A 13,081-nucleotide genomic window follows, 5' to 3' on the forward strand; every position below is an offset into this window, starting at 1 on the left:
GTTGGGGGAAATCAGCCGATGGCGCGGACCGTCGAATGCACGGGTTGTACCGCCGCATCGCTGACCGCCGCCATCCGTCCGGTGAGACGCTTGAGCGCTTCCCCACCCTCGTCCAGTGTCGAAACGATAGTGTCGGCTTCATTACTTAGATTGCGTAAATGCCCCTCCAATTCACCAATCATTTTTTGCAGCGACACGGCTTCGCCGATCCCGGTCTCGGTCTGCGCACGGCCGCGGCTGACCACGGCGCGGATGTCCTTGGCGCTGCGATTGGTCAATTGCGCCAGCATGCGCACTTCGTCGGCAACCACGGCAAAGCCGGCGCCCTTTTCCCCGGCCCGCGCCGCTTCCACCGCCGCGTTCAGCGCCAGCAGATTGGTGCGGAAGGAGACGTCCTCGATCGCTGCCACCAGCTTGTCGATATCGCCGGTCATCCTGTCGATATCCCCGACCACCGCCGATGTCCGTCGCGCCGCCAGGTCGGCTTCCCCGGCCAGGGTCTGCGCCCCCTGCCCGATAGCGCGCACCACCCGCGCCGCCTTGCCTCCGGCCACCAGCCGCGTTGCGGCCATCTCGGCGTCGCCATCGCTGCCTTGGGTCAGGCTTTCCAGCCGCGCCGCCTGCGCCTGGAAGGCTTCGACCAACGCGGCAATGGCCCTGAGCTTGCGCTCCAGGGCCTGCCGCTGACCCGCTTCATGCTCGAACTCGGCATGATAGGCCTGCAGCAATTCGGACAGTCCATGCGCCTGCCGGTTCAGGCCGCCATTGGATTTGGGCACTGCAATCGCCTCGCCGCCCAGCAGCCGATCGATCGCCACCACGCCCCGGTCGATGGCCTCCATGCCCGAATTCAGCGCTGCCAGCGCCGGATTGATCGCGGCCACGTCGGCCTCGAACCGGAAACTGGTCTGCCCCCCCAGCATGGCGCTGGCAAACGCGTCCAGGTCGTCGTCCTCGATATAATGGCCGGCTGGCACCAGCTCGAGCAGATAGCATTGCGCCGTGATCGGCCGGCGCAGCACCTGGTAGCGCACTCCCGCCAGCATCACCATGCTCTCCTCGGCCGCGCCACCGCCGCTATCCAGATAGCCGCGCCCGAACAGCGCATCCAGCGTCGCGCCCTCGGCCGCAGCGGCCACCAGCGCCGTCATGCCATTGCTGGCCGACAGGATCTCGCCCTTGTCGCCGACCACCAGCACGGCCTGGCTGCTGGCAGCGATACCGGCCTTGAAATGATGGGCCCGTTCCAGCCGCGCGCCCAGGCGTTGCACGATCCCCGCAATGGTAAATGGTTCATTGGCCCGATCCGTCAGCCCGGCGGCCCGCGCCACCTCGCCCAGCAGCCGCCGCTGCGCCTGCTCGAACCGCATACCGGCCATCAGCGTTCCAGCCACGGCCAGCGCGACCAGCACGCCGGTGGCGACCAGCCAGGCCGGGCCCGGTCCCATTGCCAGCAGCAATCCACCCACCAGCGCGAGGGCCACCAGCCATATTCCGGCCGCGATCAGGGCAAGGCGCATGAGGTGCATGGCAGCGGCAGTCCGCAAATCAGCATTGGGTCCAACATGGCCGGACCCTAACCCTGCAATGGTTAATCAAACCTATAAAGTGTAACCGATCGCTAAGACTTCACTAACCTCAATTGATCCTCGATTAAGACTTGCGACCGCGATGCGCGGGCATGGATGCACATTTTCCATGCCCGTGCATCACCCGTCACGCCGCGACGGCGGCGGGCGCCACATCCAGCACCCAGGTTACCCCGAACTTGTCGCGCACCATGCCGTAGAGCGGCGCCCAGCCCGATGGCGCCAAGGGGGCAATGACGGTCGCGCCGACGGCGAGCTTGGTCCAGTATTGCAGGATTTCATCGGCATCATCGCCCCGCACTGAAACGAAGAAGGCGATCTCGCCAGGGTTCCAGGGCAGGTGCGACGGCACGTCATAGGCCATGACGCAAAAGCCATTGGCGGCGGCGACCTGCCCCACATGACCTGCTCGGCTTCGGCCGCATTCTGCACAGCCCCGGCATCGGCATAGGAAATCAGCATCTGCTCGCCGCCGAAAACGGACTGGTAAAACGCCAGCGCGTCCCGGGCATCGCCGCGAAAATTCAGATGGGTGACAGTTTTGATAGGCATGGCCGGCTCCTTTTATGCATTGGCAAGAACCGCTATACCGCCCCCTAACCGACAGTTTCCGACAGTTGCGAATGGCCCGATCCGACCGACTTTTCCGCCTGCTGCAGGCCATGCGCGTCATGCCTGCGCCAATCACCGCCACCCGCCTCGCCGCCGAGATGGGCGTCTCGCAGCGCTCGCTCTATCGCGACATCGACAGCCTGCGCGCCGCCGGCGCCAATATTGAGGGCGAACGCGGCTATGGCTATCGGTTGATCGAGGACTATGCGCTGCCCCCGCAAACCTTCGACCGTATTGAGATCGAAGCCCTGGTGCTGGGATTGGCCGAAGTCCGGCATATGGGCGATCCGGCGCTGGCCAGCGCCGCCACCTCGGTCCTGGCCAAAATCGCCGCGACCTTGCCCGCTGGCCGCGAACAGCACCTGTTCCACGCTATTTCTCAGGTCTACCGCCCTGACGCCCGCTATGCCGCAACACCCCATGTCGAGGCCATTCGCCAGGCCTGCTGGCAGGAAGAGTGCATCCAGATCGGCTATGCCGACAAGGCCGGCCAGGTCACCGAGCGGACCATCATGCCGCTGGCCATCGTCTATAGCGACCGCGCCCTGACCGTGCTGGCCTGGTGTTGCCTGCGCACGGCTTTCCGCATGTTCCGGCTGGATCGGATTTCCACTCTGGCGCCGGCCGGCAGCAGCTTCCGCCCCCGCCGCGCCGCGCTATTGCGCACCTATCTCGCCGAATTGCGGCAGGCCGAGGCCTAGAACAGTTCGATATCGTCGCTTGCCGGCACCACCACGGCGCGGCGCTTGGCCAGGACGATTTCCTCGCGCGCCACATTGGCGCCGGCCTCGCTGTCGAGCCGCTTGACGAAGGCGCGGCCCGAAGCCGGCTTGAACAGCACCCGGCGGGCAAAATTGCCACCCAGATCCTCGCTGGCGACGCTATAGCCTTCGGCGAGCAGGAAATCGCGCACGAACTCGATATTCTTGGCGCCGACATCATCGAGTGCCGAATTGATCTTGCCGCCGCCAAACACCTTGATTTCCAGATTGGCCTTCTTGCCGGAGCCGCGCGACAACACCTTGTTGATCAGCTGCTCCATGGCAAAGGCGCCATAGCGCGCCGAAGCGCCATAGCGGTCCCGCGACGAGCCCGATTGTTCTGCCAACAGGAAGTGGTTCATCCCCCCCACATTGGCGATGCGATCCCTGACGCAAGCGGAGATGCACGAGCCCAGCACCGTGGAATAGGTCAGGTCCTTGACATCGGACACCTGGCAATCGCCCTGATGGACAGTGGTCACCACCCCGCGATCGAACTCGGGTGGAAGAGAGTTCTGCATTGCCATTAATGTACTCAAACCTCAGCACGCGCTAATTGTTCGGAGCCTAGCGGTAAACTCGTTAGCCAAATGCTAACCAAGACATAGCTCGGCTACGTACCGTATGGGTTCGGCAAGAAGAGCTTTAGGAATCCGCGCTAGGCTGAGCGCAATGGGGCTAGGATAAGACGATGTCACTTCAAAAACTTGCGCGCGAGCTGGACGAGACGGCGCGCCAGACGGCCGGGATGCTGGAAGGCATTACCGAGGCGCTCGATCTGCTCGCCGGCGCCAGCCTGGGCCGGGACCCCACGGTCGGGCGGGCCATGCAGATGATCGTGACCGCGTTGCAGGGCCAGGACCGCATCGAGCAGCGCTGCCACAATATGGCGCTGGCCGCGCGCCAGTTCGCCCTTTTGCCCTCCAACGCCCCCGACAGCGTCTATGACGAGATCTGGGCCAGCCTGACCCTCGACGAATTGCGCGTGCCCGCCCTGTCCGGCATTGCCGCCCATCAGGTCCATGGCGAAGCCGAGCTGTTCTAGACCGCAACGATCTTGTTGAATCTGGGCTGGCTGCGGCCCATTGCGGCCCACACCACGATTTCTCCGCGCACGCCACTGGACGCGCAGGCCGGATCGGCTCACAAGCAGGCAATTGACCGGCCAGAGATGTGCCCATGCTGCTGACGCTCGCCCCAAGGGCACAATCGTGACTGTGACGCCGCCGCTGCCGACCGATCGGCTTGCCGCCCTGGGCTGGGACGACTTCTTCTCCAGCCAGATCCTGCCCGCCCAGGCCCACCTGCTGCCGGCCCGCATCGCCAATGTGCACCGGGCCCGCCTCGGCGCCATCGGCGTCGACGGCCCCATCGACCTGGTCCTGCCCCACCACACCAATACCGGCGACTACGCCGTCGGCGACTGGGTCTTGGTCGAGCCGCAGACCGATCTGCTGGTGCACCGCCTGCAGCGCCGCACCGTGCTGGAGCGCCGCGTCCTCTCTGCCCGCACCCCGCAATTGGCTGGCGCCAATATCGATACGCTGTTCATCGTCACCTCCTGCAATGCCGATTTCAATCCGGCCCGGCTCGAGCGTTATCTGGCCCTGACCAACCAGGCCGGCATTGATCCCGTGATCCTGCTCACCAAGGCCGACACCGCCGACAATCCCGAGGATTTCCGCCAGCAGGCCCTGCAATTGCAGCGCGATCTCCCCGTCGTCTTGATCAATCCCCGCGCCCCCGAAGCCGCAGCCCTGCTCGCCCCCTGGTGCGGTGCCGGCCGCACCGTGGCGGTGATTGGCTCGTCGGGCGTCGGCAAATCCACTCTGGTCAACACCCTGGCCGGCTCTGCCATCGACCAGCCCCAGGTCACCGGCGGCATCCGCGAAAGCGATGCCAAGGGCCGCCACACGACGACCGCGCGCTCGCTGCACCCCATCGCCAGCGGCGGTTGGGTCATCGATACCCCCGGCATGCGGACGCTGCAGGTCAGCGACGTCGCCGAAGGCCTCGATACGCTGTTTGCCGAGATCACCGAGCTGACCCCGCTGTGTAAATTCCGCGACTGCACCCATGAACACGAGCCCGGCTGCGCCGTGCAGGCCGCCATCGCCGCCGGCAGGCTCGATCCCGAGCGCCTCGCCCGCTGGCGCAAACTGCACCAGGAAAATCGCGACAGCACCCCACCCGCCAAGGGCACGCGTGGCGCCACCCCGCCCGGCCGCCGCCGCAAATCCTGACCGGCCAAACAAAAAGGGCGCCCCTTGAGGCACCCCCTATCGTCTTGATTTGGCTGAACGAGCGCGGCACGCCTGCTCTTATCAGCGTCTCATCGGCTTCTCGTCAGCCTCTCACAGCGCTCTTCCCCCACCGCGCTGCCCACGGACTTGACCCGTGGGTCGCTCGCCGCTTGCGCAGAATTGGGAGAGACCCGCGGATCAAGTCCGCGGGCGGCACATTGACTTGCCAGATGGATCGATCACGGCGATCCATCCCAGCGTCAGCAAATGACGCAAATCTTACGCGTCCATCTTGGCGCCGCTGACCACGGCGTGCAGGTCGATCAGCCCGACCATGCGGCTGTCATGGGTGACGATGCCATTGAGCAGTTCGGAATCGATCGAATTGCCTTCCGGCACATTGTGGATGTCGTCGCGCGACACGGTGAGAATGTCGCTGACCGCATCGACCAGGATGCCGACCCACTTGTCGCCGACGCTCATGACCACCACGACATGGTTCTTGGTGGGCGAGGTCTGGCCATCGCCGAAGCGGGCGCGCAGGTCGAAAATCGGCACGATGGTGCCGCGCAGATTGATCACGCCACGCACGAATTCGCGGGTATTGGGCAGCGGGGTCGCGCCGTTCCACGCACGGATTTCCCGCACGGTGGTGATTTCCACGCCATAAGTCTGGTCGCCAATGGAGAAGGCGATGAGCTGGAGGGAGTTCTGGGCGGCGACTGCCGACTTGTCATTGAGATCGTCTCTCAAACCAAGCGCTTCCATATTCTATGCCTTTCTGCCGACCCTTCTGGGCGGCTACGCTGTACCGACGGCCATTTGGCCGCATTCTTGTTTCCCGCAGTCGTTCCCGACCGCGTTTATTCCGACGCAGCGCTCAGGCTGCGTTGACCCCGCGGCTAGGCCGCGTTCTTGTGCACGATCGTGGTCTTGAGGCCCTGCACGTCGACGATCAGAGCGACATTGCCATCGCCCAGAATGGTGCCGCCGGCAATGCCTTCGACACGCTCGAAGTTCTCTTCCAGGCTCTTGATCACCACCTGCTGCTGACCGATGATGTCGTCGACGATCAGCGCCACCTTGGCCGATCCTTCGGCCTCGCACAGCACCACGAAGCGATTGTCGGCTTCGGTCTCGGTCTCCATGTCGAAGCGCTCCGCCAGGTCGATCACCTGCACATATTCGCCCCGCACCTGCAGCACCTGCCCACCCGATGGCACCCGCTCGAACGCCGCGCGGCTGCACTGGATGGTTTCCACGATCGAGGAGAGCGGCACCACATAGGGCGACACGCCAACCTTGACCAGCATGACATCGAGCACCGCCAGCGTCAGCGGCAGCCGCAGCGTCATCCGGCAGCCCCGCCCGGTCCAGGAGCGCACATGCACCGAGCCACCGATCTTCTTGATGTTGGACAGCACCACGTCCATGCCCACGCCACGGCCCGAAATGTCGCTCAGCGCCTCGGCGGTCGAAAAACCCGGCGCAAAGATCAACTGGTCGATCTGCTCGTCTGTCGGCGTGATATCGGGCGCCACGATGCCCTTTTCGCGCGCCAGCCCCAAGACCCGCTCGCGATTGATCCCCGCGCCATCGTCCTCGACGATGATCAGGATATTGCCGCCCGCCTGCTCGGCCGAGAGGCGGATCGTGCCGGTCTCGGGCTTGCCCATGGCCAGCCGGTTTTCCGGGCTCTCGATGCCATGGTCGGCCGAGTTGCGGATCATGTGGGTCAGCGGATCGCTCAGCTGCTCGATCACCGTCTTGTCGATTTCGGTGTTCTCGCCAATGGTCTCGAGCTTGATCTTCTTGCCGGTCTTGAGCCCCAGCTCGCGCACCAGGCGCGGCATGCGCGAAAACACCGATTTGACCGGCTGGGCGCGAATAGCCATCACCGAGTCCTGCAATCCACGCGTCGTCTGCGCCAGCACTTCGAGCCCGCGCACCAGCTCGGTATAGCGCGCCCGCAGCGTCTCATCCATCTGCTGGGTCAGCATCGACTGGGTGATCACCAGTTCGCCCACCATGTTGACCACGCGGTCGACCTTGTCGAGATCGACACGGATCGACTGCACGCCCACGGCCCGGCGCTCGCCCTCTTCACCGGAGCTCTCGGCCGCCGCCGGGGCCAGCGCCACCGGCTTGGCCTTGGCCGCCGGCTGCACCGGCGTCGCCGGCTTCAGGCTCTCTGCCAGCTCGGCAAAGCTCAGGCCTGGCGGCTCTTCAAAACTGTCCTGCGCGCTGACCGGCGCCGGCTTGGGCTCGGGCGTAAAATCGAGCAGATGGGCGACCTCGTCATCGGCCAGCGCCAGCAGATCGCTGACCGCGGCCTCTTCCGGGGCGGCCGGAGCGACAGGCGCTGCCTCCACTGCCGGTGCCGGCGCCGGCACTACGGCCGCGCCCGCCTGGACAATGACGATATCGCAATCGCCATCGACGAATTCGAACACTTCCCGGATCATGGCCTCGGTCAGCGTCGGCGAAACCAGGCTGATCTCCCAGGAGCAATAGACGTCGAACGGCTCGAAATCGGACAGCGGCGGGATCGGGTTGAGCACCGCCTTGACGCTCATTTCGCCCAGGGCGCCCAGTTCGCGGAACAGCAGCAGCGGATCATTGGCCCGCGCATACAGCGCCCGGTGCGGGGTGAACCGCACCTCCCACTGCCCATGGTCGATTGCCATCGGCACGATCTCGAACGTGTCGTCCAGCTCGGCCAGATCGAACGCAATGTCGTATTCGGCCTCCTCGACATCGCTGTCCAGGCTGACCATGACCGGGGTGAACTCGATGTCGAATTCGTCCGGGCCTTCGCCATCGTCATCGGCGGGCGCCTCGCCGCGGGCCAGCGCGTCGAAGCGCGCCTTTTCATCCATGCCGTAATCGGCCGGCAGGGCATCGCCCGTCCGCGCCGCCGCCACATGGTCGGCCACGATGTCGTTGGCGCGAATGCACAGCGTCACCACTTCGTCGGCCAGCTCGATCCGGCCATCGCGCACATAGTCGAGCAGCGTCTCATAGGCGTGGGCAAACCCCACCAGCGCCGAAAAGCCGAAAGCTCCGGCGCCGCCCTTGATCGAATGGATGGCGCGGAACACCGCGTTCAGCCGGTCGGCATCACGCTCGCCCGCCTCGATGGCAACGAATTGCTCTTCAAGCTCGGTCAGGAGCTCGGAACATTCATCGAAATAGGTCGCCTTGAAATCGTCGAGGTCGCTCATAATCGGCCCGCCAGCCTTTGGTCTTGTGGTTAGTGAACGACGCGGTGGATGACGCTGATCAGCTTTTCCGGGTCGAACGGTTTGACGATCCAGCCCGTGCCGCCCGCTGCCTTGCCCTGGTCACGCTTGTCCTGGCTGGTTTCGGTGGTCAGGATCAGGATCGGCAGGCTCTGATGCAGGCCGGTGGCGCGCACATGCTTGATGAACTCGATGCCGTCCATGACCGGCATGTTGATGTCGGTAATCACCACATCGACAGTCTCGGTCTTGAGCACATCCAGACCCTGCTGGCCGTCCTCGGCCTGCAGCACTTCAAACCCTGCATTGGACAATGTGTGGTGCAGCATCGCCAGAATGGTTCTGCTGTCGTCGACCGTTAGCACCCGCAACGTCATTCCCTGATCATCCCCTCAAAGCTGGCGCCCAGCCCCAGCCGCTCGATCGCTGCCGTCATCGCGGCGCTCGGCTTGTCAATCGTCAAATCAAATTGGTTTCTCCGGGCGGTTTCCGCCGCGCTGATCAGCATGAACAGCGCATTGGTCGCCACGCGTTCGACACCGGCCGCCGCAATAACGACCGCGCCCGTCTCGACCGCATCGATCAGGCCGTCTCGAATGCCGTCCAGCGAATCGAGGTCGACAATCGCCGGCAATGCGACGGTTTTTGTGGCCGTTTTGACCATAGGAATGGATGCCCCCGGGAGAATTCTCCGAGCCCCAGTTTCCCCTGTAACGGTTTAAGAAGTGCTAAGCTCGCAAGTGCCGGTAATTCTGTGGAAATCCGGTATTTTACCGAGGGTTCGCCAAGCCGGCAAAACCGGGTCGAACCGCCCAATCGGCGCTGCGCTGTTCCCTTGCTGGCCGCCCGGTGCTAGGGGATCGGAGCCTTCCTTTCGGACCTGTTGCCACGATGACCTCCCAGATTGCCCTGACCGGGCTTGCCCGCGACCTCGCCGCCCGTGCCGAAACCGGCAAGCCGATCCGTGTCGGCGTCATTGGCTCGGGCGAAATGGGCACCGATCTGGTGACCCAGATGTCGCTGATGACCGGCATCGAGATATCCGCCATCGCCACCCGCCGCCCCCACACCGCGCTCGCCGCCATGACCATTGCCTATGGCGATGACAGCCATGGGCGGCAGGCCGATAGCCCGGCCCAGGCCAAAGCCGCCATCGAGGCCGGCAAGATCGCCATCACCTCGGCCGAAACGCTGGTCACCACGGACACGATCGACGTGGTCATCGATGCGACCGGCAAGCCCGGCGTTGCCGCCGATTACTGCCTGACCGCCATGGAACACGGCAAGCATCTGGTGATGATGAATGTGGAGGCCGACGTCACTATCGGCCCCTATCTCAAGGCCCAGGCCGACCGCCTCGGCGTGGTCTATTCCGTCGGCGCCGGCGATGAACCCAGCTCCTGCATGGAACTGATCGAGTTCGTCTCCGCCCTCGGCCTGCCCATCGTCGCCGCCGGCAAGGGCAAGAACAACCCGCTCAAGCATGACGCCGTTCCCGACGATTACCGGGAGGAAGCCGAGCGCCGCAACATGAACCCGCGCATGCTGGTCGAGTTCATCGATGGCAGTAAGACCATGGTGGAAATGTGCGCCATCGCCAATGCCACCGGCCTCGTCCCCGACGTGCCGGGCATGCACGGCCCCAAGGTCGACCGCGATGACATGGCCAAGGTGCTGATCCCCAAGGCCGATGGCGGCATTCTCAACCGGATGGGCGTCGTCGATTTCACCGTCGGCAAGGGCGTCGCGCCCGGCGTTTTCGTCATCGTCAAGGCTGAGCATCCCCGCATCATCGAGCGCATGGATGACCTCCATATCGGCCACGGCCCCTATTACAGCTTCTTCCGCCCCTATCACCTGACCAGCCTGGAAGTCCCGCTGACCTGCGCCCGCATCATGCTGCATGGCAAGCCCGACATGGTGCCGCTGGCCAATCCGGTCGCCGAAGTCTGCGCCGTCGCCAAGCGTGACCTCACGGTCGGCGAGCGCTACGACGCCATCGGGGAAACCTGCTACCGCTCCTATACCATGACCGTCACCGACAGCCGCGCCGCCCGGGCGGTCCCGGTTGGCCTGCTCGAAGGCGGCGTGGTTACCGCCCCGGTCAAGAAGGGCGAATTGCTGACCACGGCCAACAGCGCCCCCGATACCACCACGCGCCTCTTCGCCCTGCGCCAGCTCCAGGACAAGATGCTCGGCCTGGTCTGATCCCACCACGATGTCATCCCGGCGCAGGCCGGGATCCGTGCTGCGACCTCTCAAGAGACCACCCTAAAACCCACCACGCTGGCAGCCGGTGCCCCCCAGAAAACAAAAAAGACCCCCGGATCTCTCCGGGGGCCGTCTTCATCACCCGCGCAAAACTACCCGCGCAGCGCCACCTTGCCCTTGCGGCCGGGCTCACCGCTGGCCTTGACCGCATCCACCACCAGGTCCAGCCCGAACACCTCTTCCACCGGCAATTCCAGCTCGCCCTTGGCCGCGGCCATCACCAGCTCACCCAGCAGCGCACCAATGCGCTCCGGCGCCACGGGCGGCTTGGCGCCCCAGAACCCCTTGACCGTAATGCCGCGGAACAGCAGGTCGCCCGCCGAGATCTTCAGCGGCCGCTGCGTCATCGCGCCAAAGCTGATCAGTTCGGCGCCATCGGCCACCACGGCCAGCAATTGCGTCGGGCCATCGCCACCCAGCGAGTCGATCGCCTTGATGATCGGCGCGCCGCCGGTCAGCGTCTTGACCCGCTCCTGCCAGCCGTCATTCTCGGTCGAAACCACATTGGCAATACCAAGCGCCTCGAGTTCGGCTACGGCTGCATCGCGCCGCACCAGCCCGATGACATTGATGCCCTTCTCGGCCGCAAACCGCGCCACCAGCTTGCCCACGGCGCCATTGGCGGTGTTCTGCACGATCCAGTCACCGGCCTTCAAGCCCATGGATTCAATGATCATCTTGGCGCTGAGCGGCATCGACACCAGCTGGCACGCCGTCTCGTCGCTCACCGCTTCGGGCACCGGCACCAGCCGCTTGGCATCGGCCAGATAATACTCCGCCCAGGTCTTTTCGCCGCCGCCCGCCACGCGCTGGCCGATCTGGAGATGGCTGACGCCCTCGCCCAGGGCATCGACCACGCCGACCGCCTCGGTCCCCGGCACCGCCGGCAGCGCCGGCTTGAAGCCATACTGGCCGGCAATCGTCATCAGGTCGTGATTGTGGATCGGCGACAGCACCATGCGCACCAGCACCTGCCCGGCGCCCGGCACCGGCTTGTCGCGCTCGACAACAGTCAGCACCTGCTCGGGCGAACCGAATTTCTCATAGACCACGCTGCGCATCGGTATTTCCGTTCATTGTTTTCACTGCCCGATAGATAGGGCGGGTTCGGCGCGGATCAACCAACCTGCAGCAATGTAGCGCAGTTGGATGATCGCCCCACCCGCAGGCTTGAACCCGGGCAGGCGATGCCATAAAACCTGATAATTCAATTCAGGAATAATTGCATGTCCAGCCTTACCGATGCCCGCGCCCCGCAGCGCCTCCGCCATGAAACCCGCATGCGCCTGCTCGATGTGGTCGACGTCACCGACGTGACTCCCCTGATGCGCCGCATCATCCTGACCGGCGATCTCGAAGGCTTCAGCGCCCCCGGCCATGCCGATCACATCAAGGCCTTCTTCCCCGAGCCCGGCACCGAGCCCTTCATTCCGGTCATCGGCCCCAACGGCGCCGAATATCCCGACCACATCAAGCGCCCGGAAATGCGCGACTATACCCCGCGCTATTTCGACAAGCCCGCCAACAGGTTGGCTATTGATTTCGTGCTGCATGGCGATGGCCCCGCCTCGTCCTGGGCGGCCCAAGCCGCCATCGGCCAGAAGCTGCTGATCGGCGGCCCCCGCGGCTCGCTCATCGTTCCCCCCGCCTTTGACTGGTACCTGCTGGCCGGCGACGAAACCGCCCTGCCCGCTCTGGCGCGCCGCATCGAGGAACTCCCGGCCGGCGCTAGGGTCGTCGCCGTCATCGAGGTCGACAATGCAGCCGAAGAACAGCGCTTCGACACCGCAGCCGACCTCTCCCTCACCTATGTGCATCGCAATGGCCGCCCCGCCGGCACCACCGACCTGATCCTGGCCACCATCCGCGACCTCACCTTCCCGCCCGGCGATGGCTATGCCTACATTGCCGGCGAAAGCAGCATGAGCAAGTCCGTGCGCGCCCACCTCACCGACGACCGCGCCTTCACCCCCCAATACATCAAGGCCGCCGGCTACTGGCTCCTCGGCACCCCCGACGCCCACGAACCCCACTAGGTTCCGTCCGCCGTCGTCCCCTCCCCCCAATGGGGGGAGGGTTAGGGTGGGGGTGCTGCGGTTGTCGCGAGGCCGGAGCGTGTGGAGCGCGCAGACCCCCCACCCTGACCAGCCATTCGAGCATAGCTCTCATGGCCTTCCGCGCTCAAATCGCTCCACTGGAGCGATTTGTCCCTCCGGGCCGCTTGGAAGCCCCTCAAGGGGGAGGGAGACGACTGCAAATTCGTCATCAATCCGTCGGCCGGCCCCTCCCCCTTGTGAGGGCGGGGTCACCAAACCAGGCCCTCAACGCCGTCATCCCGGTGAAAACCGGGATCCAGTTTCCTT

Annotated in this window: 13 protein-coding genes; 5 read left to right on the top strand and 8 right to left on the bottom strand. The window is 64.8% G+C overall.

Translation table 11 applies throughout. The annotated features are described in order from the left end of the window. Nucleotides 1-11: 11 nt before the first annotated feature. Complete coding sequence (locus tag BUA69_RS18855) at nt 12-1,529, bottom strand: methyl-accepting chemotaxis protein (RefSeq protein ID WP_052950442.1); 1,518 nt, start codon at nt 1,527-1,529, stop codon at nt 12-14. Nucleotides 1,530-1,716: 187 nt separating this feature from the next. After that, a complete protein-coding gene (locus BUA69_RS21365; protein ID WP_244468717.1) occupies nt 1,717-1,989 on the bottom strand; it encodes a VOC family protein in 273 nt (90 codons plus the stop codon). Nucleotides 1,990-2,212: 223 nt separating this feature from the next. Between BUA69_RS21365 and BUA69_RS18865 the strand changes: the two genes are divergently transcribed. Then, nucleotides 2,213-2,902, top strand: a complete 690-nt coding sequence (locus BUA69_RS18865; RefSeq protein ID WP_046134603.1) for a helix-turn-helix transcriptional regulator — start codon at nt 2,213-2,215, stop codon at nt 2,900-2,902. Here BUA69_RS18865 and BUA69_RS18870 read toward each other — a convergent pair. Continuing rightward, nucleotides 2,899-3,489, bottom strand: coding sequence for a chemotaxis protein CheD (locus BUA69_RS18870; RefSeq protein ID WP_052950443.1), 591 nt, complete (start codon nt 3,487-3,489; stop codon nt 2,899-2,901). The genes BUA69_RS18865 and BUA69_RS18870 overlap by 4 nt on opposite strands. A gap of 164 nt (nt 3,490-3,653) precedes the next feature. Between BUA69_RS18870 and BUA69_RS18875 the strand changes: the two genes are divergently transcribed. Both BUA69_RS18875 and rsgA read left to right on the top strand, forming a co-directional pair. After that, nucleotides 3,654-4,007, top strand: coding sequence for a hypothetical protein (locus BUA69_RS18875; RefSeq protein ID WP_046134604.1), 354 nt, complete (start codon nt 3,654-3,656; stop codon nt 4,005-4,007). Between the two features lie 163 nt (nt 4,008-4,170). Further along, nucleotides 4,171-5,205, top strand: coding sequence for a ribosome small subunit-dependent GTPase A (rsgA, locus tag BUA69_RS18880; protein ID WP_046134638.1), 1,035 nt, complete (start codon nt 4,171-4,173; stop codon nt 5,203-5,205). A 279-nt stretch (nt 5,206-5,484) separates the two neighbouring features. On the opposite strand, the gene BUA69_RS18885 is transcribed toward rsgA, so the two are convergent. From BUA69_RS18885 to BUA69_RS18900, 4 genes are all read right to left on the bottom strand, one after another. After that, the gene (locus tag BUA69_RS18885) at nt 5,485-5,958 is read right to left on the bottom strand and encodes a chemotaxis protein CheW (RefSeq protein ID WP_244468719.1); all 474 of its coding nucleotides are present in this window, start codon (nt 5,956-5,958) and stop codon (nt 5,485-5,487) included. A gap of 149 nt (nt 5,959-6,107) precedes the next feature. Then, nucleotides 6,108-8,429, bottom strand: coding sequence for a chemotaxis protein CheA (locus tag BUA69_RS18890; protein ID WP_046134606.1), 2,322 nt, complete (start codon nt 8,427-8,429; stop codon nt 6,108-6,110). 29 nt (nt 8,430-8,458) lie between these two features. After that, nucleotides 8,459-8,824, bottom strand: a complete 366-nt coding sequence (locus tag BUA69_RS18895; protein WP_046134607.1) for a response regulator — start codon at nt 8,822-8,824, stop codon at nt 8,459-8,461. After that, nucleotides 8,821-9,111 (bottom strand): STAS domain-containing protein, encoded by a 291-nt coding sequence (locus BUA69_RS18900; RefSeq protein ID WP_046134608.1) that lies wholly within the window; start codon nt 9,109-9,111, stop codon nt 8,821-8,823. The genes BUA69_RS18895 and BUA69_RS18900 overlap by 4 nt, the downstream gene beginning before the upstream one ends. A gap of 227 nt (nt 9,112-9,338) precedes the next feature. Between BUA69_RS18900 and BUA69_RS18905 the strand changes: the two genes are divergently transcribed. Further along, a complete protein-coding gene (locus BUA69_RS18905; RefSeq protein WP_046134609.1) occupies nt 9,339-10,655 on the top strand; it encodes an NAD(P)H-dependent oxidoreductase in 1,317 nt (438 codons plus the stop codon). Nucleotides 10,656-10,810: 155 nt separating this feature from the next. Here BUA69_RS18905 and BUA69_RS18910 read toward each other — a convergent pair whose 3' ends face one another. Next, complete coding sequence (locus tag BUA69_RS18910) at nt 10,811-11,779, bottom strand: zinc-binding dehydrogenase (protein ID WP_046134610.1); 969 nt, start codon at nt 11,777-11,779, stop codon at nt 10,811-10,813. A gap of 165 nt (nt 11,780-11,944) precedes the next feature. Here BUA69_RS18910 and BUA69_RS18915 point away from each other — a divergent pair, with 165 nt between their 5' ends. Beyond that, entirely contained in the window at nt 11,945-12,754 is an 810-nt protein-coding gene (locus BUA69_RS18915) for a siderophore-interacting protein (RefSeq protein WP_046134611.1), read from the top strand. Nucleotides 12,755-13,081: the final 327 nt, after the last annotated feature.

The organism is Devosia limi DSM 17137 (assembly GCF_900128975.1).
In the GTDB taxonomy this organism is placed as follows: Bacteria; Pseudomonadota; Alphaproteobacteria; order Rhizobiales; family Devosiaceae; genus Devosia; species Devosia limi.